15 protein-coding genes, 1 tRNA gene and 3 pseudogenes are annotated in these 20,256 nt (G+C 61.6%); 12 read left to right on the forward strand and 7 right to left on the reverse strand.

Features of this window, described 5'->3' with window-relative positions:
- Window positions 1-40 precede the first annotated feature (40 nt).
- Both gloB and clpA read left to right on the forward strand, forming a co-directional pair.
- Window positions 41-814 (forward strand): hydroxyacylglutathione hydrolase, encoded by a 774-nt coding sequence (gloB, locus tag FEV53_RS14100; RefSeq protein ID WP_142835464.1) that lies wholly within the window; start codon window positions 41-43, stop codon window positions 812-814.
- 181 nt (window positions 815-995) lie between these two features.
- Window positions 996-3,317 carry an ATP-dependent Clp protease ATP-binding subunit ClpA gene (clpA, locus tag FEV53_RS14105; RefSeq protein ID WP_142835465.1) on the forward strand — a complete coding sequence of 774 codons (2,322 nt, stop codon included), beginning with the start codon at window positions 996-998 and terminating at the stop codon, window positions 3,315-3,317.
- A gap of 56 nt (window positions 3,318-3,373) precedes the next feature.
- On the opposite strand, the gene FEV53_RS14110 is transcribed toward clpA, so the two are convergent.
- The gene (locus FEV53_RS14110; RefSeq protein WP_142835466.1) at window positions 3,374-4,738 is read right to left on the reverse strand and encodes a mechanosensitive ion channel domain-containing protein; all 1,365 of its coding nucleotides are present in this window, start codon (window positions 4,736-4,738) and stop codon (window positions 3,374-3,376) included.
- A 137-nt stretch (window positions 4,739-4,875) separates the two neighbouring features.
- Here FEV53_RS14110 and FEV53_RS14115 point away from each other — a divergent pair, with 137 nt between their 5' ends.
- The 3 genes from FEV53_RS14115 (at window position 4,876) to pth (ending at window position 8,341) form a co-directional block, all read left to right on the forward strand.
- Window positions 4,876-6,777, forward strand: a complete 1,902-nt coding sequence (locus tag FEV53_RS14115; protein ID WP_142835467.1) for an alpha-amylase family protein — start codon at window positions 4,876-4,878, stop codon at window positions 6,775-6,777.
- A gap of 105 nt (window positions 6,778-6,882) precedes the next feature.
- Window positions 6,883-7,527 (forward strand): 50S ribosomal protein L25/general stress protein Ctc, encoded by a 645-nt coding sequence (locus FEV53_RS14120; protein WP_142835468.1) that lies wholly within the window; start codon window positions 6,883-6,885, stop codon window positions 7,525-7,527.
- Window positions 7,528-7,642: 115 nt separating this feature from the next.
- On the forward strand, window positions 7,643-8,341 hold the full coding sequence (gene pth, locus FEV53_RS14125) for an aminoacyl-tRNA hydrolase (RefSeq protein ID WP_142835469.1): 699 nt from the start codon (window positions 7,643-7,645) through the stop codon (window positions 8,339-8,341).
- A 50-nt stretch (window positions 8,342-8,391) separates the two neighbouring features.
- Here the strand turns inward: pth and parA are convergent, their stop codons facing one another.
- Entirely contained in the window at window positions 8,392-9,015 is a 624-nt protein-coding gene (gene parA / locus FEV53_RS14130; RefSeq protein WP_142835470.1) for a ParA family partition ATPase, read from the reverse strand.
- 138 nt (window positions 9,016-9,153) lie between these two features.
- Here parA and FEV53_RS14135 point away from each other — a divergent pair, with 138 nt between their 5' ends.
- The 5 genes and pseudogenes from FEV53_RS14135 to FEV53_RS14155 all read left to right on the forward strand — a co-directional run bounded on the left by FEV53_RS14135 (window position 9,154) and on the right by FEV53_RS14155 (window position 12,770).
- Complete coding sequence (locus FEV53_RS14135; protein ID WP_142835471.1) at window positions 9,154-10,296, forward strand: lytic murein transglycosylase; 1,143 nt, start codon at window positions 9,154-9,156, stop codon at window positions 10,294-10,296.
- 121 nt (window positions 10,297-10,417) lie between these two features.
- Window positions 10,418-11,242: pseudogene (locus tag FEV53_RS14140) on the forward strand (IS5 family transposase).
- A 136-nt stretch (window positions 11,243-11,378) separates the two neighbouring features.
- Window positions 11,379-11,639 (forward strand): PepSY domain-containing protein, encoded by a 261-nt coding sequence (locus FEV53_RS14145; RefSeq protein ID WP_142835472.1) that lies wholly within the window; start codon window positions 11,379-11,381, stop codon window positions 11,637-11,639.
- 1 nt (window position 11,640) lies between these two features.
- Window positions 11,641-12,282, forward strand: a complete 642-nt coding sequence (locus FEV53_RS14150; RefSeq protein ID WP_142835473.1) for a cytochrome b/b6 domain-containing protein — start codon at window positions 11,641-11,643, stop codon at window positions 12,280-12,282.
- A complete protein-coding gene (locus FEV53_RS14155; protein WP_246100828.1) occupies window positions 12,279-12,770 on the forward strand; it encodes a helix-turn-helix transcriptional regulator in 492 nt (163 codons plus the stop codon). Before FEV53_RS14150 ends, FEV53_RS14155 begins: the two co-directional genes overlap by 4 nt.
- 436 nt (window positions 12,771-13,206) lie before the next feature.
- Here FEV53_RS14155 and FEV53_RS14160 read toward each other — a convergent pair whose 3' ends face one another.
- Both FEV53_RS14160 and uvrB read right to left on the reverse strand, forming a co-directional pair.
- Window positions 13,207-15,030 (reverse strand): ABC transporter ATP-binding protein, encoded by a 1,824-nt coding sequence (locus tag FEV53_RS14160; RefSeq protein ID WP_246100829.1) that lies wholly within the window; start codon window positions 15,028-15,030, stop codon window positions 13,207-13,209.
- Between the two features lie 119 nt (window positions 15,031-15,149).
- A complete protein-coding gene (gene uvrB, locus FEV53_RS14165; protein WP_281283497.1) occupies window positions 15,150-17,327 on the reverse strand; it encodes an excinuclease ABC subunit UvrB in 2,178 nt (725 codons plus the stop codon).
- Between the two features lie 400 nt (window positions 17,328-17,727).
- Between uvrB and FEV53_RS14170 the strand changes: the two genes are divergently transcribed.
- Window positions 17,728-18,039 carry an ETC complex I subunit gene (locus tag FEV53_RS14170; RefSeq protein ID WP_142835474.1) on the forward strand — a complete coding sequence of 104 codons (312 nt, stop codon included), beginning with the start codon at window positions 17,728-17,730 and terminating at the stop codon, window positions 18,037-18,039.
- A gap of 54 nt (window positions 18,040-18,093) precedes the next feature.
- Window positions 18,094-18,170: transfer RNA gene (locus FEV53_RS14175), tRNA-Arg, on the forward strand.
- Window positions 18,171-18,183: 13 nt separating this feature from the next.
- Here the strand turns inward: FEV53_RS14175 and tnpA are convergent.
- From tnpA to FEV53_RS20915, 3 genes and pseudogenes are all read right to left on the reverse strand, one after another.
- Window positions 18,184-18,602, reverse strand: a pseudogene (gene tnpA, locus FEV53_RS14180) (IS200/IS605 family transposase).
- Window positions 18,603-18,806: 204 nt separating this feature from the next.
- Window positions 18,807-19,391 (reverse strand): annotated as a pseudogene (locus FEV53_RS14185) (IS5 family transposase); the annotation flags it as partial.
- Between the two features lie 48 nt (window positions 19,392-19,439).
- The coding region (locus FEV53_RS20915) for a transposase family protein (RefSeq protein WP_484217476.1) at window positions 19,440-20,256 on the reverse strand (817 nt) is incomplete at its 5' end.

Raw genomic sequence — 20,256 nt, forward strand, 5'->3', positions numbered from 1 at the left:
ACTGTACGCTGGTCTCAGGACCTTAGCGGATCATGGAGCCATGCCAATGGACCAAATCGAGATTTTGACCATCCCCTGCCGCGAAGACAACTATGCCTTCTTGCTCCATGCCGGAGGGCGTACTGCTTTGGTGGATGCGCCCGAAGCCCGGCCCATCCTTGAGGTCTTGACGAAGCGTGGCTGGCGCCTCGACGAGGTTTGGCTCACCCACCACCATCTGGATCATGTGGACGGGCTGCCGGGATTGAGGGCCGCCCATCCCGGGCTCACGGTCACTGGTGCGGCTGCCGACGCAAAGCGGCTGCCAGATCTCGACCAGCAGGTTGGCGACGCCGACAGCTTTGCCTTTGCGGGGCACGACGTGGAGGTGCTGGACGTTTCAGGTCACACGGTTGGCCACATTGCCTTTCATATTCCCTCCGCAGAAGCGGTCTTCACAGCCGACAGTCTCATGGCGCTCGGTTGCGGTCGGGTGTTCGAGGGCACACCGGAGATGATGTGGACCAGCCTGTCAAAACTGGCCGCCCTTCCGGACGATACCGTGATCTATTCCGGCCACGAATACACCGCGACGAACGCCCGGTTCGCGCTCACCATCGAGCCCGATAACGAAGCTTTGATCGCTCGGGCGGAGAAGGTGCAGCGCTATGTTGCCGCAGGTCAGCCAACCGTTCCCTCCACGCTGGCCGAGGAAAGGGCGACCAATCCGTTTCTGCGCGCCGCGCTTCCCGAGGTCAAAGTGCAGCTGGGCATGGTTAATAGTGAGGATTCGAGCGTCTTCGCCGAAATCCGGTCTCGAAAGGACCAATTCTAGCCATGAGGATGATTGCATTATGAGAGAGGTGCGCCAAGGTTGAGTGAAGACGCGTGAATTTCACCACGCACCACCAAATGCTTGAAGGATGCCCACGGGCAACCAATTATTAAGCATAACGAGGCCAGAGTTGATTGCGCATGTCCCCGCGCGATCAAAAGAACAACAAAGGAGCGCAGCCGTGCCGTCATTTTCAACGACACTTGAGCAAGCGATTCACCAGGCACTTGCGCTGGCCAACTCCCGTCGGCATGAGCTGGCAACGCTGGAGCATCTGCTCCTCGCGCTGACCGACGAGCCCGACGCCGCCCGCGTGATGAAAGCCTGTTCGGTGGATCTGGACGAACTGCGTCAGACCGTCACCGATTTCATCGACGACGACCTGTCGACGCTAGTCACCGATGTGGAAGGCAATGAGGCCGTCCCGACCGCCGCTTTCCAGCGCGTGATCCAGCGCGCCGCAATCCATGTGCAATCCTCGGGCCGCAGCGAGGTCAGCGGCGCCAACGTGCTGGTCGCGATCTTCGCAGAGCGAGAGTCGAATGCCGCCTATTTCCTGCAGGAACAGGACATGACCCGTTACGATGCGGTGAATTTCATCGCTCATGGCGTGGCCAAGGATCCGTCCCATTCTGAAACGCGGCCGATCACCGGGTCGAACGATGAAGAAGAGGCGTCCGCCGAGGTGGACGAGGGCAAATCCGACAGCGCGCTCGCAAAATACTGCGTGGACCTGAATGCCAAGAGCAAAAAGGGCGACGTGGACCCCCTGATCGGGCGTGAGCACGAGGTCGAACGCTGCATCCAGGTGCTGTGCCGCCGCCGCAAAAACAACCCCCTCCTCGTGGGGGATCCCGGCGTGGGCAAGACTGCCATCGCTGAGGGTCTGGCAAAAAAGATTGTCGAGGGTGAGACCCCCGAGGTTCTGTCCGAGACGACCATCTATTCACTCGACATGGGCGCGCTCCTCGCCGGCACCCGCTATCGCGGCGATTTCGAGGAGCGGCTGAAGGCTGTGATGCAGGAGATGGAAGAGCACGACGACGCAGTGCTTTTCATCGACGAGATCCACACGGTGATCGGCGCCGGGGCGACCTCCGGCGGCGCTATGGACGCGTCGAACCTGCTGAAACCAGCACTGCAGGGCGGCAAGCTGCGTTGCATGGGTTCGACCACCTACAAAGAGTTTCGTCAGCACTTTGAGAAAGACCGCGCGCTGAGCCGCCGGTTCCAGAAGATTGATGTGAATGAGCCTTCTGTCGAAGACAGCATCAAGATTCTCATGGGACTGAAGCCGTACTTTGAGGACCACCACGACATCCGCTACACGCATGATGCGATCAAAACGGCGGTGGAGCTCTCGGCCCGTTACATTAATGACCGCAAGCTGCCCGACAAGGCCATCGACGTGATCGACGAGGCTGGTGCGGCGCAGCATCTGGTCGTCGAGTCGAAGCGGCGCAAGACCATCGGGACGAAAGAGATTGAGGCTGTCGTGGCGAAGATCGCACGCATCCCACCGAAGAACGTCACCAAAGACGACGCCACGCTGCTGAAAGACCTGGAAATCTCGCTGAAACGCGTCGTGTTTGGTCAGGATGCCGCCATCGAAGCGCTGTCGTCGTCGATCAAACTTGCCCGTGCAGGTCTGCGCGAGCCGGAAAAGCCCATTGGCAACTATCTCTTTGCCGGCCCAACCGGCGTCGGCAAGACCGAGGTCGCCAAACAGCTTGCCAGCACGCTGGGGGTGGAACTGCTACGCTTCGACATGTCGGAATACATGGAGAAACACGCGGTCAGCCGGCTCATCGGCGCGCCGCCGGGCTATGTGGGCTTCGATCAGGGCGGACTGTTGACCGATGGGGTCGACCAGCATCCTCACTGCGTGCTGCTCCTCGACGAGATCGAGAAAGCGCACCCCGACGTGTTCAACATCCTGTTGCAGGTGATGGATCACGGGACGCTCACCGACCACAACGGCCGGTCCGTCGATTTCCGCAATGTTATCCTGATCATGACCTCGAATGCGGGCGCTGCCGAGCAGGCGAAGGAAGCCATCGGCTTTGGGCGCGACCGGCGCGAGGGCGAGGACACTGCGGCCATTGAGCGGACCTTCACGCCCGAATTCCGCAATCGTCTGGATGCGGTGATCTCCTTCGGCGCGCTGCCGAAAGAGGTGATCCTAAAGGTCGTGGAAAAGTTCGTCCTTCAGCTTGAGGCGCAACTCATGGATCGCAATGTCTCGATTGAGCTGACCCATCCCGCCGCCGAATGGCTCGCGGACAAAGGCTACGACGACAAGATGGGGGCCCGTCCGTTGGGCCGCGTCATTCAGGAGAGCATCAAGAAGCCGCTGGCCGAGGAACTCCTGTTTGGCAAGCTCGCCAAGGGTGGGTTTGTGCGCGTCGGTGTGAAAGATGACAAGATCGATCTCCAGATCGATCCGCCCGAAACGCGGCAGCTGTCGTCGAAGAAAAAACCTCCGCTCCTGACGGCCGACTAAGTCAACAAAAGCCCCCCGCATGATAGAAATGCGGGGGGTTTTCTTTGCTCTGATGATTACTTGTCCAGCAGATCGTCGGCCTTGCCGCCTTCAACAGCTGTATCCAACTGTTCTTGCAGATCCCCGACCTCATTTGCGAGATCTGTATCCGATGCGGTATTGCGAGGTTCCTCAGACGGGGGACGGGATGGCGCAGGCTCGGACACGCTGCCCTCCGACGCTCCCGCAATCGGCACCCCCTCGGGAAAGATAATCTCGCGCGCATCGTCGGGCATGCTGATCCCGGCCTCCATCAGCGCCCGCTTGACCCGGCGGATGACCACGGATTGAAGCTTGACCGCTGAAATCTGGTGCCCGTCGAACCAATAGCGGATCTTCATGTTCACCGTGGAGGAGCCCAGTGCGTCGGCCAACACCGTGGGTTCGGGGTCGCTCAGGACCGCGTCGATCTGGCCAAGCTCCGAGAGCACCACATCCTGCACCTCGCTGATCGAGGCGTCGTAACCGATGCCCACATCGACCGTTCCTTGCCTCTGCGGGCTGGCAGAAAAGTTCTCGATATCCGATTTGTAGATCGTGGCGTTGGGGATCTGGATGTGGTTGCCCTCGGAGGAGACGAGGATCGTACTCCGGGTGTTCATGCTATGCACCACCCCTTGATGCCCGGCCACGCTGATAAAATGTCCGCGACTAAACGGACGGCGCAGGCTTAGGAGCAAGCTGGCGAGGAAGTTCTCGGCGATGTCGCGGAAGGCAAAGCCAACCACGATCCCGACCACTCCCGCACCGCCCAGCAGCGACAGGGCGAGCTGGGTCAATCCGCAAATCTGCAGCACCACATAGACACCGGTAAGAAACACGGGGAAGGCGACGGCGCGCGCAGCGATGTCGCGCAGGAAGGGCGACTCGATCCGGGTGCGAAACAGCCGTCGCATGCCTGCCGCAATTCCGCGTGAGACGTAGTAGGCCAGCGTGATGATCACTATACCTATCACGAGCAGCGGCAGGACCTGCACGGTTTTCTTGATCACCTTACGCAGTTCCCGCACCGCAGGTTGCAGTGTAAGTCCCTCAAGCGCCGTAATCTCCAGCCGGTTCACAACAGCGACAACACCATCGGTCTTAGCCGCGAGATTGCGCGCCCAGTCCACGTCCTTGGTCGCTTCGGCGGTGCCATCGATAAAGACGATCCCATCCTCCACCTTGACTGAGATATCCTCATACCAGCCAGTGGCATCGAGGATGCCGGTGATCCGCGCGGCGATGTCGGCGTCACTGGCCTGCCCGGTGACAGACACCGCCTGATCGGTGCTGACCACATCGCTGCTGCTCTCGGCACCCGCTGTCTGGGCAGAGACCTGCCCGCCCGGCAGAAATAGAGCGAGAGACAGGATCAAGAGACAGGTTCTTAGGAAAATCATCGCCGCGCACCCCCCTTACGACTTCCGCACGCAACGCGTGGGCAGCCGGATTGTTCCCCGCCCCACGAAGTCAGGAGCGCTTGCTCCCCCCGACGGAAAGGATGTAGCTGCGGTCAGCCGACCCGGTGGAGATCCAGATGACGCAAACTCCCGCTTCGCACTTGTCCGACGACGACCTCTTTGAGCTGCGCTGGACGCGGGCGGCGCGGGATCTTCTGACACCGCTTTACCGGCTTTATGGCGACGCGATGGCGCCGGAGGAACTCGAAGCACGGATCCGCGAGCTCCTGACACAGAAATGGGCGGAGCGCCCTGCGGATCTGAAGACGCTCGACATGAAACGTGACCTGATCCCCGACTGGTTTCTGGCGCAGGAGATGGCGGGTTATGTGTTCTACGTGGACAAGTTCGCGGGCAGCATGAAGGGCGTGGCCGAACGAATCCCCTATCTGCAATCGTTGGGCATCACCTACGCGCATTTCATGCCCTGCCTGATGCCCCGCCCCGGCGATTCGGATGGCGGCTACGCGGTGATGGATTACGGGCAGATCGACCCGCGTCTGGGCACCATGGCAGAGTTCAGCGAAACCGCGCGCCAGATGCGCGCCACCGAGATCAGCCCCTGCATCGACATGGTGCTTAACCACACCGCCCGAGAGCACGAATGGGCCGAAGCGGCCCGCGCGGGCGATGCGTTTTATCAGGGGTTCTACCACCTCTTCGACGACGAGATGGTGCCGCTGCAATATGAGCGCACTTTGCTGGAGGTCTTCCCCAATCAGGCGCCGGGGAATTTCACCTTTGACCCGGAAATGGGCAAATGGGTCTGGACCACATTCAACACCTTTCAGTGGGATCTGAACTGGGCCAATCCGGAGGTCTTTCTCGCCGTTATGGGCATCATCCTCGATCTCGCCAATGCGGGTGCCGAGGTGCTGCGGCTCGATGCCGTGGCCTTTATGTGGAAACGCATGGGCACGGTTTGCCAGAATGAGCCCGAGGTGCATGACATCCTTCAGGCGATCAATCAGGCGGCCTCGATCGCCGCGCCGGCCACAATCTTCAAAGCCGAAGCGATTGTCGGACCGCACCAGCTCGTCCCCTATCTGGGCGAGGGCCGGCACGCGGGTAAGGTCTCTAACCTCGCCTACCACAACTCGCTGATGGTGCAGTATTGGTCGGCGCTGGCCACGGGCCGCAGCGACCTGATGACACACACGCTCAAGACGCATTTTCCACAGAGTTTCCTCGGCGCAGAGTGGGGCACCTATCTGCGCTGTCACGACGATATCGGCTGGGCGATCACCGATGACGATGCCCGTGCGGTCGGGGTGACAGGGGACGGGCACCGCCGCTTCCTGGCGGAGTTCTACGCTGGACGGTTCCCCGGCAGCTTTGCCCGTGGTGCGGATTTTCAGGTGAATGAGGCGACCGGCGACGCCCGCACCAATGGCAGCCTTGCCTCCCTGACCGGTCTGGAACTGGCGTTGGAAAGCGGCGATCCCGAGGCGATCAGCGTGGCCCAGCGCCGGATCCTTATGGGCCACGCACTGATCGCAGGCTTCGGCGGCATCCCCCTGATCTACATGGGCGACGAGATCGGCCTGCTGAACGATCACAGTTATGCAGAGGACCCGGATCTGGCCGGGGACGGCCGCTGGATGCATCGCCCGCCCATGGATTGGGAGATCGCTGGATGCGCCCCGCTGGCCCAGACCCATCACGGCGAGATCTGGCGCGGGGTGCAGCACATCCTCGCCACCCGCGCCCGTGTCCCCGCCCTGCGGGGCGATGTGCCGACGGATATCCTCGACGCCGGCCATGACCGGCTGTTCTGCATCCGGCGCAACGGCTACACGGACGAGGTGATCGGGATCTTCAACGTCACCGCCCACAGACAGGAGATCGCAGCCTCTGCACTGGGCCTGAATGCGGCAGACCTCCCCCGCGATCTGCTGACCGATGAGCCGCCGACACGGGCCGAGGACCGCATCGTCCTGCCGCCCTATGGCGCGCTCTGGCTGCATCTGGCGCATTGACACAGAGCAGGGGTTTTCAACCCCGCCCCGATGGCCTATGAGCCCCCATCCCCGTGGGCCCACCCTTGGAGGCGGCGGGGCAGTCAAACTTTAGGAGAATTCGATATGGCTGGAGAAATCCCAGACATCGTCGCGACCGAACGTACGGGAACCGGCAAGGGGGCCGCCCGTCAAGCTCGTCGTGATAACCTTGTCCCCGGAATCGTGTATGGGGGCGACGCTGATCCCCTTCCGATCAACATCCCCTTCAACGTTCTGCTGAAGAAGCTGAAGGCTGGCCGCTTTCTGGCGACGCTCTTCAACCTGAAGGTCGAAGGCCATGAGGACGTGCGCGTCATCTGCCGCGGCGTTCAGCGCGACGTGGTGAAGGACCTGCCGACCCACGTGGATTTCATGCGTCTGCGCCGCACCAGCCGCGTGTCGCTCTACATCCCCGTTGAGGTGGTGGGCGAGGACAACTGCCCCGGCCTGCGCAAGGGCGGCGTGCTGACCATGGTTCGGACCGAAGTCGAGCTGCGCTGCACCGCCGGTGACATCCCCGAAAAGGTGGTGATCTCCGTCGAAGGCAAAGAGATCGGCGACACGCTGCACGCCTCCGAGGTGGACCTGCCCGAGGGCACCCGCTTCACTATCGACCGTGACTTCGTGATCGGCAACATTCAGGCTCCGTCCGGTCTGGCCAGCCAGTCCGATGATGACGAAGACGAAGTGGCAGCCGACGAAGTGCCCGCGATCGAAGTCGAAGATTGATCCGGGACCGCTTCACGCGGTTCGGAGAGATGAGGGCAGGCGGCACCCACCGCTTGCCCTTTTTCTTTGCCTCCCCGATAACTCGCCGCAGGCGGCATGACGGAGCGGACGCGGTATGAAACTCTTTGTGGGGCTCGGCAATCCCGGCGCAAAATACGCGAAAAACCGGCACAATATCGGCTTCATGGCCCTCGACCAGATCGCCTCGGATCACGGGTTTCCGGCCTTCCGGTCGAAATTTCAGGGATTGGTCTCCGAGGGTCGGCTGGGCTCGGAACGGGTCGCGCTCTTGATGCCGCAAACCTACATGAACAAGTCCGGCCAGTCCGTGGGCGAGGCGGCGCGGTTCTACAAGATCGACGCAAGCGACGTGGTGGTGTTCCACGACGAAATCGACCTCGCCCCCGGAAAGCTGAAGGCCAAGACCGGCGGCGGCCATGCGGGCCATAACGGTCTTCGGTCGCTGCACCAGCATATCGGCCCCGACTATCAGCGCGTGCGCATGGGGGTTGGCCATCCGGGGCACAAAGACAAGGTGCCGGGCTACGTGCTCCATGATTTTGCCCGCGCCGATCAGGACTGGCTCGACGACATGCTGCGCGGGATTTCGGACGGAGCCGTGGCGCTGGCCGCGGGCGATCAGGCGAAGTTCTCTAATGCCGTGGCCCTGCGCCTGAACCCACCGCGCTCGGGCACCGGACAGAAAGCCCCCCAGCCCCGCAAGACGCCCGACCCGGCACCGGTAAAGCCGGAGCCCGCCGCAGAGGACGACACCCGGTCCGCGCTGCAAAAGCTGGTCGACCGCTTCCGCTGAAACACACCATCGCAAGGGGGCCGATTTTTCGCAGAAAAATCGCTCTCTGCTCAGCTGAGTGCGCGAAGGATCTCTTCGGAGAGCGCGGAAATTTCGTCGCTCCATGCGCCCCTGCCCTGCTCCTGTACCCCGCGCCCATGGCCGAGGCTCTCGGCATAGGCGACCCGGTTGCCCAACACCGTTTCAGCCCGCACCACCTCGCGCTCGGCCAGAGCCTCGGTGATCTCATCAGAGATCCGCGTCCCTGCCTTGAACCGGTTCAGCACCACCATCGTCGGCACCCCGACCCGCTCGGCCAGCTCAAGGATCGAATCGAGCGCCCACAGGTCTACCTGACTGGTCGCCACCGGCACGAGCACCAAGGATGATTCGCGGAGGGCCGGGCGCAGGTCGCTGTCCACCTTGGGGGGCGTGTCCACGATGACGAAATCATGGGTCTTGGCCATCTTCTTGCACTCATATCCGGCACCCCAGGCGCTGGCGGTGCTGAATTCCATGCCGGGATCCCCCGCCTCGTCGCGGGTCATGAACCAACGACCCAGAGAACCCTGCGGATCGGTGTCCACCACCGCCACGGAATGGCCTGCGCGCGACAGGGCCACGGCAAGGTTAACGGCGAGGGTGGTCTTGCCGGACCCGCCCTTTTGCTGCGCGACGGTGATGATCTGTCCCATGGATGCCCCTTGTGCCTGTGGCGCAACCCTAGACCGGTCGGCAAAGGCCCGCAATCGCCCTGTCTTTGCACTTGCCGAATACATCGCAGCAGATCATCGTCTGGACAAAATAACAGCAGAAATTTGAGGAGCCGAGCAATGAAACTGAGCAGACGTGCCGCAATTCTGGGCCTTGGCGCGGTTGGGCTGACCGCTTGTGGCGGCGGCGGAGGCGGTGTCACCCGCGCCGTCGCGCAGGAGTCGATGCCCAGCGTCCCCAACCCGGGCTGGGATGCCTGGGTGGCCAATTTCCGGCCCCGTGCCCTGAATGCGGGTGTCTCGGGCGCAACCTTTGACCGGGCCTTTGCCAATGCAGGCTTTCTGCCCGGCGTGATCGAGCGCGACCGCAACCAGACGGAGTTCACCCGCACGCTGGAGGATTACCTTCAGATTGCCGCTGCGGATCATAAGGTCGAGCAGGGTCGCGCCGCCTTTGGCCGCCAGCGCGGCACCCTTCAGGCCATCGAGGCCCGTTACGGCGTCGAAGCCGAGGTGGTCGCGGCTGTCTGGGGGCTGGAGAGCCGCTATGGCACGCGGCGCGGCACGATCCCCGTGGTCTCCTCGACCTCGACGCTGGCGTATAACGGACGCCGGGGCGCATTTTTCGAGCAACAGCTCGTGGCCGCCTTGAAGATCCTGCAAAACGGCGACACCACGCCCGAGCGGATGGTGGGCAGCTGGGCAGGGGCCATGGGCCACACCCAGTTCATTCCGACGTCGTACCAGAGCCTCGCCGTGGATTTCACCGGCGACGGGCGGCGCGACATTTGGTCGGATGATCCGACGGATGCACTGGCCTCGACGGCGAATTACCTCGCTCGGAACGGCTGGCGACGTGGTGAGCCGTGGGGTTATGAGATCACCGCCTCCCGGCAGGGGTCGGGCGGCACGGTGATCCAACCGCAGTCTGGCGGACCGCGCTTCCGCGTCTTCCATAACTTCAACGTCATCAAGCGCTACAATAATTCGACGAATTATGCGCTGGGTGTCGGCCATCTGTCAGATCGCCTCGGCGGCGCCGGTCCGATTCAAGGACGCTTCCCCCCGGATCGGTTTGGGCTGACCCTCGATGATCGGATCGCGCTGCAACGCCGCCTGAACGCCGCTGGTTTCGACGCCGGAACGCCGGACGGGGTGATTGGCTCCGGGACCGAAGCCGCCATTCGCGGTTACCAGAGCGCCCGTAGCCTGCCCGTCACCGGCCAGCCCTCACGTGCGTTGCTGGCCCAGCTCGGCGGCTGATCGACAGCCCAACCGTCAGAGCGCCCGGTCCCGCACAGGCCGGGCGCTTTTTCATGCCCTGGACGTGTTGACAAAAAGGATTCACGCCGGGCATCGACCATCATTCAGGCTGGCACCTACGATGGAGACCGGCGTGGCACGAGACCGGTTGTCAGACGAGGAATGGGCCTTCTTTGAGCGGTTCATTCTGGTCGTCCGCGCGCCGAACGGCGCAAACCGACCCATCACCCCCTGGTCTTGATGGGATTCCCTGGATCGCGCGCACGGGCGCCCCTGGGCGCGATCTGCCGGAAGAGTTTGGTAAGTGGTCAAGCGTCTGCCCCCAGTTCCGGCGCTGGACACTGGCGGGGCTCTGGGAGCAGATCAAGGATGCGCTGAACGAAAGCGGGGCGGTGCCGCACGCTCTGCAAATGACCGACAGCACTGTGGTTCGCGCCCATCATCAGGCAGCGGGCCCAAAAGGGGGGACTCCGCGACAGGGTTTCGGCCGCTCAACGGGTGGTTCCACGACCAAGATCCATCTCCTCGTCAACGGCGAGGCATTGATCCGCCATTGGTCTGAGGACAATTGCGAGCGGGTTACCCATGAGAACCGGGATCACCGCGGGGTAATGTTCTGACTATCTTGGCTTCGATCTGGTCATGGCCGACAACCTTGCCAACCTCGAGCGTCCTGTTGGCAGACCGCGGTTATGACTCTGACAGCATTCGCAATTCCATGGACAAACGCGATGTCTTGCCGGTCATTTCTATGCGCAAATCACGAAAGAAGAGCGCTGGCGTCGACCGGCCCTTGTATCGTCTGCGCAACCTGATCAAACAGTGTTTCAACAAGCTCAAAAATGCCCGCCGTGTCGCCACCCGTTAAGACAAGACTGCGGAGAGCTTCCTCGCCTTCATCGACAACATGTCCATCCGCCTGTGGATGCGCCATTTGTCAACATGACCTAGTGACACAAACCAGCGTAAGCACGCGCTTACGCGGCCCGGATTAAGCGCCGCTGCAATGGATTGTGCCTCACATCATAGGCTTGTGTCGTCCACGGGACATCCCCGTCACGATACCCCGAAAGGGCGAACAGATGCTGAAATCCCTGACCCTGGCAGCGACACTCACTGCCCTGCCGCTCGCCGCCTTTGCCATGCCCACCGTTGGCGATACGGTTGGCACAAATCCCACTGACGCCACCGCCGCCCTCGCCGAAGCCGGCTGCATGGTGGACGAATTCGAAGCCGAAGACGGCAAGATCGAAGCCAAATGCAAGGACGCCGATGGCAAAGAGTGGGAAGTCTATATCGACCCCGCCTCCGGCAAGGTGGTGAAGATCGAAGAGGACGATTGACATGGCTGCCCTGAACAGGGGCCGGGCGGGCGGAGAGGTGTCTCCGCCCAATCCCTGGGACCCGCTGGTCCGCTTTAGCCACTGGTTTCTCGCCGCCGCCATCGTCGCCAACGCGCTCCTGAACAAAGAGGGCGGCACCTGGCACATCTGGATCGGCTGGGCCGCCATCGCAGTTCTGGCGATCCGGATCATCTGGGGCGTCGTCGGGCCTTACGAAGCTCGGTTCTCAGCCTTTCCACCCTCTCTGCGCGCCGCGCGCCGCCATGTGGGTGCACTCTTTTGGGGGCGGGCGCAGGAATACCCCTCCCACAATCCTGCCGGTGCCCTGATGGTGTACGCGCTGTGGGGGCTGATGGCTGTCACGCTGGCCACGGGGCTGGTGATGACCGGTGCCAAAGGCCCAATGACCATTGCCAGCGAAAAAGCCGCCGTGGCCGCCGGGGACTGGTCGGTCCTTGTCAAAGAGAGCGATGGGCATGATGGTGAGCATGACGATGACGACGAGATCGCCGAAGAGATCCACGAGGCGGCCAGCAACCTGATCCTGTTTCTGGCCCTGCTCCATCTGGGGGGCGTACTGATCGAGAGCAAACTCCTCCGGCGCAATCTCATCCGACCCATGCTCTGGAGACGCAACACGTGACCACGCCCCGCCCGACCGCAAGATCCCGACACCAGCCCGCGCTGCTGGCGGGATTTATGCTGGCGCAGGGCGTGGCAGCGATCTTCTTTATCGCAGACGCGGTTGACGATCTGATGGCGGCGCCTCCGGGCCTCCACGTCCTCGCCGAAGCTCTCGTTGCCGCCGTGCTCGTCGTCGGGATTGGCGTCGTTGGCTGGCAGCTGCGCCTGACGCTCGAAGAGATGCGCCGTCAGGAACAGGCGCTCGATACCGCACGGGGCGACTTTCTGCGCGTCGTCGAGGAACAGTTCACCACATGGGATCTGACACCCGCAGAAAAAGATGTGGGGCTCATGGCGCTGAAGGGTGCAGATGTGGCCGAGATCGCCGAAGCCCGCGGCGCGGCGCAGGGCACTGTTCGTGCGCAATTGACGCGGATCTATGCCAAAGCAGGCGTCTCAGGGCGTGCCCAGTTTGCCGCGTGGTTCGTCGAAGATCTGCTGGACTGACCGCATCACCTATCTTGCACGCGCCGGCATCGAAACCAGGGTCCAGTCACCAACACGCCCAACCTCGTGCCCATCGTTCCGCTCGCGGGTCTCGATGGCTCCGGTCTCGTAATACGGGCACGCGATCAGCAAGCGGTCGGGTTCCATGAACGGCTCGGTGACAGACGTTCGAGCGACTTCGACGCAAACATCCTGCGGTCCCGGATAAGGCCGCACGGGCCGGAGGCCAGATTTCTCCGGTTTCTCATAATAGGCGCGGGTCGATCCCCAGGGGTCAATTCTCCTCGGTTCTACCGACGGACTGGTCCGGCACCCGGTCAGCACGACCAAAATCGCGCAAAACAAACCGGTGCTGCGGAGGACTTGCTGTACCAACATGGCTAGCAGACTAGCGCATGTTGTCTGATCATCACCGCAGAGTTGCGTTTGACGACGATCAGGACCCTTCCTCCGGCGTATAGTCCGAACCGCCATCCATCTGCTGGTCGTAGAGGAGCCGGAACATCCCGTCCTCATTCCGCAGCAACTCAGGCGCGGTGCCTTTTTCGATGACCTGCCCCTCCGCCAGCACAAGGATCTGCTCAGCCTCAAGCACAGTCGAGAGCCGGTGCGCAATGACGATGGTAGTCACGTCTTTGGTCAACCGGGCCAGCGCTTCCTTGACAAGCAATTCAGAAGACGAGTCCAGCGCACTGGTCGCCTCATCCAGCAACAGCAGCTCACTGCGCCGCAGGATCGCCCGGGCAATGGACAGACGCTGGCGCTGGCCGCCGGACAGAAAAATCCCGTTTTCGCCAACCGGCGTCTCATAGCCCTGATCAAGTTCCACGATGAAGTCATGGGCATTAGCGTCGCGGGCGGCTTGCTCCACTTCCTCATCAGTAGCATCGGGTCGGCTGAAGCGGATGTTTTCGCGAACCGTGGTTGAGAACAGGAACGTGTCCTGCCCGACATAAGAGACTTTGTCCCGGAGCGACGCAAAGGTGGCTCCGCGAATGTCCTGACCGTCGATCAGGACACGGCCCTCTGTGGGATCATAGAGCCGCAGGATCAGATTGAAGATCGTGGATTTCCCGCCGCCGGACGGTCCGACCAGCGCGGTCATCTTGCCGGCGGGCATCGTCACGTTGAGATCGGTGATCACCTGCTTGCCCTCGCGATAGGCGAAGCTCACATGATCCAGACGCACCTCGCCCGGCCCCTTGGTCAGCGGCTCAGCGTCCGGCGCCTCAACCAACTGCTCGTCATAATCGAGCAATTCGAACATGAGCCGCACGCGGACCATGGCCCCTTCGAGGCGGACGCGGATCTTTGACAGGCGCTTGGCGGGCTCATAAGCCATCATGAAGGCGGTGATAAAGGACATCAGCTGCCCTGGCGTCGTATCTTCGGACCCGGACAGATTAAACGCACTCACCGCGATGATCCCTGCGATGGCAAAGCCCGAGAGCGTCTCCATCAGCGGGCTGGTCACCGCGTTTAGACGGGCCATGGCGTTGCGACGGCCCTCAACGCTGCGCACCGCGCGGTCCATGCGCTCCTGCATCCGGTCTTCAAGAGCAAAGACCTTGACCACCTGAATGCCCTTCGACGTCTCCTGAATCACACGGGTGATCTCGGCGGTCGAAACCATCTCGCCCTGCATAATCTCGCGAACCTGCTTCAACAGCTTGCGCACCCCGAAAATTGCCGCAGGCCCCACAAGAAGCGCGAACATGGAGAGCACCGGCTCCTGATAGATCATCACGCCCACAAGTCCGATCAGCATCAGCAGATCGCGCGAAACCGAGGTGACGAGCATCTCGATGACTTTGTTGGCAGCGGCCGCACCGGAGGTGATCCGGGTCAGGATATGCGAGCTCTCCTGCGCAGTGAAGAACGACACTCCGTGGCGCAACAGCTTGCCGTAAAGCTGCTCCTGCTGGGCCGCGATGATGCGGTTACCTGCACGCGACATAGCGACGGACTGCACGTAATTTGCAAAGCCTTTCAGTGAGAACGTTGCGGCCACCGCGATGGCCACCGCCATGACCAGCCGCTTATCCTCATACTGGGTCATCGCATCGACGATATATTCCATGAGGAACGCCGTCAGCGCCGTGGTCGCGGCGACGACAACCATCGCCACCACGGCGATGGCGTAATATTTCCGCTGTCCGGCAGCGTGATCGACGAAAAGCCGCTGCAGCATCCGGGCGCGATCCTCGTCCCGGGTCAGCTTCATAAGCCAGCGAGGCGGTGGGGGAGATATTTCGGTCATCAGCTCTCTGCTTAACACGACGCGGGCGGGCGCGGAAAGGCGCCCGTGCCTACTCTGAGTATGTCGTGGGGCAGGGGACGAATGTCCAGTAGCGGCCCAAAGCCTGTGGCGTCAGTGTTTTATTTCCGACGGCGCTTCACGTTGCCCCCGCGCTGGCCCGGACGTCCGGCGGTCGACCGGCCCGACGCCTTGACCGCTTCCGCAGACGCCCTTTCAACCGCTTGCTGACGGGCCAGCGGATCGTCAGCCACCGCCAGATCCACCGCCTCAAGCCGCTTCAGCTCATCTCGGAGCCGCGCGGCCTCCTCGAATTCGAGGTTCTCGGCGGCCTTGCGCATGTCTGTCCTGAGGCCCTCCAGAACCGCCTGAAGATTCGACCCGCTGTGCTTGTCGTCTATCTTGGCGGTGACGCGGTTCATGTCCACATCGCCCTGATAGAGGCCCGCCAGCACATCCTCGACGTTCTTCTTGACCGTCTCGGGGGTGATGCCGTGTTTCTCGTTATAGGCGATCTGCTTTTCCCGGCGCCGGTCAGTTTCCCGAAGCGCGCGCTCCATGGAGCCGGTGATACGGTCGGCATACATGATCACCCGCCCCTCGGCATTTCGCGCCGCGCGGCCGATGGTCTGGATCAGCGAGGTTTCCGAACGCAGGAACCCTTCCTTATCCGCATCGAGTATCGCCACCAGCCCGCATTCGGGGATGTCTAGCCCCTCCCGCAGGAGGTTGATCCCCACCAAAACGTCGAAGGCCCCAAGCCGCAGGTCGCGCAGAATCTCGATCCGTTCAATCGTGTCGATGTCGGAATGCATATAGCGCACCCGAATGCCCTGTTCGTGCAGATACTCGGTCAGGTCCTCGGCCATGCGTTTTGTCAGAACGGTACAGAGCGTCCGGTAGCCGTCGGCGGAGACCTTGCGGATCTCGTCGAGCAGATCGTCCACCTGCATCTCCACGGGCCGGATCTCCACCTGCGGATCCAGGAGACCCGTGGGACGGATCACCTGTTCGGTGAACACGCCGCCCGATTGCTCCAGTTCCCAGTTCGAGGGCGTGGCGGAGACAAAGACCGACTGAGGCCGCATCGCGTCCCATTCTTCGAATTTCAACGGGCGGTTATCCATGCAGGACGGAAGACGGAAACCATGTTCGGCCAGCGTGAACTTGCGCCGGTAGTCACCCCGGTACATGCCGCCGATCTGGGGCACCGAGACGTGGCTCTCATCCGCGAAAACAATGGCATTGTCGGGAATAAACTCGAACAGGGTCGGCGGCGGCTCGCCCGGCGCTCGACCCGTCAGGTAGCGGGAGTAGTTCTCGATCCCGTTGCAGACGCCCGTGGCCTCCAGCATCTCAACATCGAAATTCGTCCGCTGCTCCAGCCGTTGCGCCTCCAGCAGTTTGCCCTCGGCCACAAGCTGATCCAGCCGCTGCCGCAGCTCTTTCTTGATGCCATTTATTGCTTGTTTGATCGTCGGACGCGGGGTCACGTAGTGGGAGTTCGCATAGACCCGCACCCGGTCGAACGTGTCCACCTTCTCACCCGTCAAGGGATCAAACTCGGTAATCGCCTCCAGCTCTTCGCCAAAAAAGGACAGCCGCCACGCCCGGTCCTCAAGGTGAGCGGGCCAGATCTCCAGCACGTCGCCCCGCACGCGAAAAGACCCGCGCTGGAACGCCTGATCGTTGCGGCGGTATTGCTGCGCCACCAGATCGGCCATCACTTTGCGCTGGTCGTACTCCCGCCCCACATGGAGATCGACGGTCATCGCGCTGTAGGTCTCGACCGAGCCGATACCATAGATGCAGGAGACAGACGCAATGATGATCACGTCATCGCGTTCCAGCAGGGCGCGGGTGGCCGAGTGGCGCATCCGGTCGATCTGCTCGTTGATCTGGCTCTCTTTCTCGATGAACGTATCGGAGCGGGGGACGTAGGCCTCGGGCTGATAATAATCGTAGTAGCTGACGAAATACTCGACCGCATTATCGGGGAAAAAGCCTTTGAACTCCCCGTAAAGTTGCGCGGCCAGAGTCTTGTTTGGGGCCAGAATGATTGCCGGACGCTGGGTCTCTTCGATAACCTTGGCCATGGTGTAGGTCTTACCCGTGCCCGTGGCGCCAAGCAGAACCTGATCCCGTTCACCATTGCGAATCGCTTCGGACAGCTCCGCAATCGCCATGGGCTGATCACCGGCAGGCTTAAACTCGGTCTGCATCCGAAACGCGATGCCCCCTTCGAGCTTCTCCCGGGGGGGAGCAAGGTCAGGCATGTGATCGGGACGATTATTGTGCATGAAGACCCTCCGGATGCCGGCAGAATGTGGGGTCTTGGCGCGGAAAGGACAAGAGCGGGTGGTCATGAGGCTCTTGTCTCAACGGGCCGATTCGGATTTCGTCCCGGAGTCCGGGTGAAGCGAAACATCTGTTCAACGCATTTCGGGGAAAACTCGTCTGGCACAAATGGGTTATTGAAATTTACTACTTCAGGGTGAAAATTTTATTGTGAATCCTCTCAGAATAGAGTTTTCTCGGGGTGGGAGAGATGATCCGCTCTGGTTTGGCTACGCATACCCCGAACCCACCATCCCCGGAGTCGGCCGGATGCGTGATAATGTTTCTCAAAGAAGCCGGAACCGCTTGCGCGGTGTCCGGCTTCTTTCCATAACGCATCCTGAACAGCCAATGGAGACCGCGATGACCGCACGGATTTACCAGCCCGCGAAGACCGCCATGTCCTCCGGCACCGCCAAGAGCCGCGACTGGGTGCTGGAATTTGCCGCTGACGCACCACGCCGGATCGACCCGCTCATGGGCTGGACCAGCTCGAGTGACACCCAGAGCCAGGTCCGCCTGCGTTTTTCCTCGAAGGCTGAGGCTCTGGAATATGCCGAGGAAAACGGCATCGACGCCATTGTCACCGAGCCCAAGGCGCGACGGGCCAACATCCGTCCCGGCGGCTATGGCGAAAACTTCGCCACCCGTCGTCGCGGTGCCTGGACACACTGAACCGGTTTTCGGACTTGATCCCCCTCCCGGTTCTGCGCAGAACCGGAACCAAGCGGTCCCTTAGCTCAACTGGATAGAGCAGCTGACTTCTAATCAGCAGGTTCGGGGTTCGAGTCCTCGAGGGATCGCCATAGATGTGAACCACTACCGGCTGGCGCCGGTAGCATCGCGTTTTGACTGCAACTCCCGATACTGAAGTATGATACCGGCGGTCACGTTTCCGGACGTGGTCGAGAAATATCCCTGGCCCAAAATCTCCTGCCCCAGTACCGTTTTTGCACCTCCGGAAACTCTATTTGGTCGCGGCGCGACAAGCGTCCCTTGATCCGCTGCATGACCTGCGACAGCGACAGCTTCGGCCGGATCGACAAGATCATGTGGAATTGCTCGCGCGCCAGGGCGCCCCGGCCGATATCGACCCCCATCTCATCGCAGCTCTGACGGATGATGTCCCGCACGCGCTCGCGCATCGGACCTTGTAAGACCTTGTGACGATTATTCGTGAACCGCACGACGTGGAACCTGTGGTAAAATCGGGTGTGCGCGAAAGACGAGTAGCGCATGATCTTCTCTTCCGGATCTTGAAGACCATGCCCCTCCAGGGGGCTTCAAAATCCGGGAGACAGGATAATCAGCAAAAGCGGCCGAAGCGAACCGGCTGGAAGCCGGTAGTGTGGGTCCATTGCGTGGAAAATCACTGGTTTCTAGGATTTTCAATCCAACCAGCGCTTCTTTGGCTACTCCTTCAATCTGATGAACATGATCTAGATCCGGTTGCGCCGCTTGTCGTATTTGATGGGTCTCTTGCGCTGCTTACGACCTGGGATGCAGGCCTTTATACCCTTGTCTTCCAACGATTCTCTGAACCAGTCGGCGTCAAAGCCCCGGTCGCCTAGCAGCCATTCGACATCTGGAAGACTGCTGCACAGCACCCGCGCGCCGACGTAGTCGCTGACCTGACCGGCCGTGATGAACTGGTTCAGAGGACGGCCTCGGCTGTCGCCGACCGCGTGCAGTTTGGTGTTCATCCCGCCTTTCGTTCAACCGATGGCGCCAACGGCCTCATCATCGATCATAACCGTTTTTTCTTCGCCATGATCCCCAGCCAGACCGACCAGCATCTGCGCGAAGATGCTCTTATCGCTCCACCGCTTCCAGCGATTGTAGAGTGTTTTGTGGGGCCCATACTCTTTGGGCGCGTCGCGCCACCGTAAGCCATTGCGGTTGATAAAGATAATTCCACTCAGGACGTGCCGGTCATCGACGCGCGGCGTGCCGTGCGACCTCAGGAAGAAAGGCTCCAGACGCGAAATCTGCGCATCCGTCAGCCAGAAAAGATCAGACCGGGACACTGCTCAGTTTTCGAACCGTGGATCATGCCGCTACATAGTCCATGCTGATCAACAGGCTCCGGCGGCGATTTGCGGCCTCCGATGGCGGTCGGCGCCGGGGGTGAGCCCTCGGAGCAGTGTGATCAGCCAGATGAAATGGCACAGACAGACCCTCAGGTTTCGCAGGATCATGCGGATGTTGTGACCGCAGCCGCAGAGGCCCGCGAAAAGGGCATCACCTTCGGTTCCTTTGAGTGGGCATCGGGTCAGACGTCCGTCGGCTTTCATATGGCCCGTCATTGGTTCGATGGCGCTTCGTCGTCGCAGCAGTTTCGCGATGGTCCTGGTGACGCCGCGCCTTGCACCGCTGATGAAGACCTTCACTGTTTCAACGCTGTGGCCACGGCAGCCACGGTCGACGAAGGCCATGTCCGGGCGCCGGTCGGTCAGGATGTCCACCTGTTCCAGTGCCGCGTGCAGAGTGTGCCCGTCGAAAGGGTCGAAAGGATTGCCCGGCAGTGATCGCATGCCGGCGACGAAGCCACCTTCCGTGATGGTCGCGACGCTGACCTTCGTGCCGAACTCACAGCGCTTGTGCGCCTTGCCTTTCGAGATACAAGCCACCGCCGGTTCGTGCAGGCTGTAAAGCGTCTTTCGGTCCTGTGGCTTCTGCGCCAGCAACCGGTTTACCAGCGCCGTCATCTCCGCGATCCGCGCTTTCAGCGGTCCCTCAGTCCCCTTGTCTGTCTGCCGTTCGATGTCGCGCAGCACGCGGCCGGTATRGCCCTTGAGCCGACGCAGGGCCTTGCGCATCCTCCTGAACTGGCGGGCGTGGGCATCGCGCCCGACCTGCCCGCAAAGCCGGGGGCCGAGGCGATTGTCGTTC

The organism is Palleronia caenipelagi, assembly GCF_007004065.1.
Classification (GTDB): domain Bacteria; phylum Pseudomonadota; class Alphaproteobacteria; order Rhodobacterales; family Rhodobacteraceae; genus Palleronia; species Palleronia caenipelagi.

Bases quoted from the DNA above. Each gene is read 5' to 3' on its own strand.
- FEV53_RS14110 (WP_142835466.1), bottom strand. From the start codon at position 4,738: ATGATTTTCCTAAGAACCTGTCTCTTGATCCTGTCTCTCGCTCTATTT.
- FEV53_RS14150 (WP_142835473.1), top strand. From the start codon at position 11,641: ATGGCTGCCCTGAACAGGGGCCGGGCGGGCGGAGAGGTGTCTCCGCCC.
- gloB (WP_142835464.1), top strand. From the start codon at position 41: ATGCCAATGGACCAAATCGAGATTTTGACCATCCCCTGCCGCGAAGAC.
- pth (WP_142835469.1), top strand. From the start codon at position 7,643: ATGAAACTCTTTGTGGGGCTCGGCAATCCCGGCGCAAAATACGCGAAA.
- FEV53_RS14115 (WP_142835467.1), top strand. From the start codon at position 4,876: ATGACGCAAACTCCCGCTTCGCACTTGTCCGACGACGACCTCTTTGAG.
- uvrB (WP_281283497.1), bottom strand. From the start codon at position 17,327: ATGCACAATAATCGTCCCGATCACATGCCTGACCTTGCTCCCCCCCGG.
- FEV53_RS14120 (WP_142835468.1), top strand. From the start codon at position 6,883: ATGGCTGGAGAAATCCCAGACATCGTCGCGACCGAACGTACGGGAACC.
- parA (WP_142835470.1), bottom strand. From the start codon at position 9,015: ATGGGACAGATCATCACCGTCGCGCAGCAAAAGGGCGGGTCCGGCAAG.
- FEV53_RS14170 (WP_142835474.1), top strand. From the start codon at position 17,728: ATGACCGCACGGATTTACCAGCCCGCGAAGACCGCCATGTCCTCCGGC.
- FEV53_RS14160 (WP_246100829.1), bottom strand. From the start codon at position 15,030: ATGACCGAAATATCTCCCCCACCGCCTCGCTGGCTTATGAAGCTGACC.
- FEV53_RS14135 (WP_142835471.1), top strand. From the start codon at position 9,154: ATGAAACTGAGCAGACGTGCCGCAATTCTGGGCCTTGGCGCGGTTGGG.
- FEV53_RS14145 (WP_142835472.1), top strand. From the start codon at position 11,379: ATGCTGAAATCCCTGACCCTGGCAGCGACACTCACTGCCCTGCCGCTC.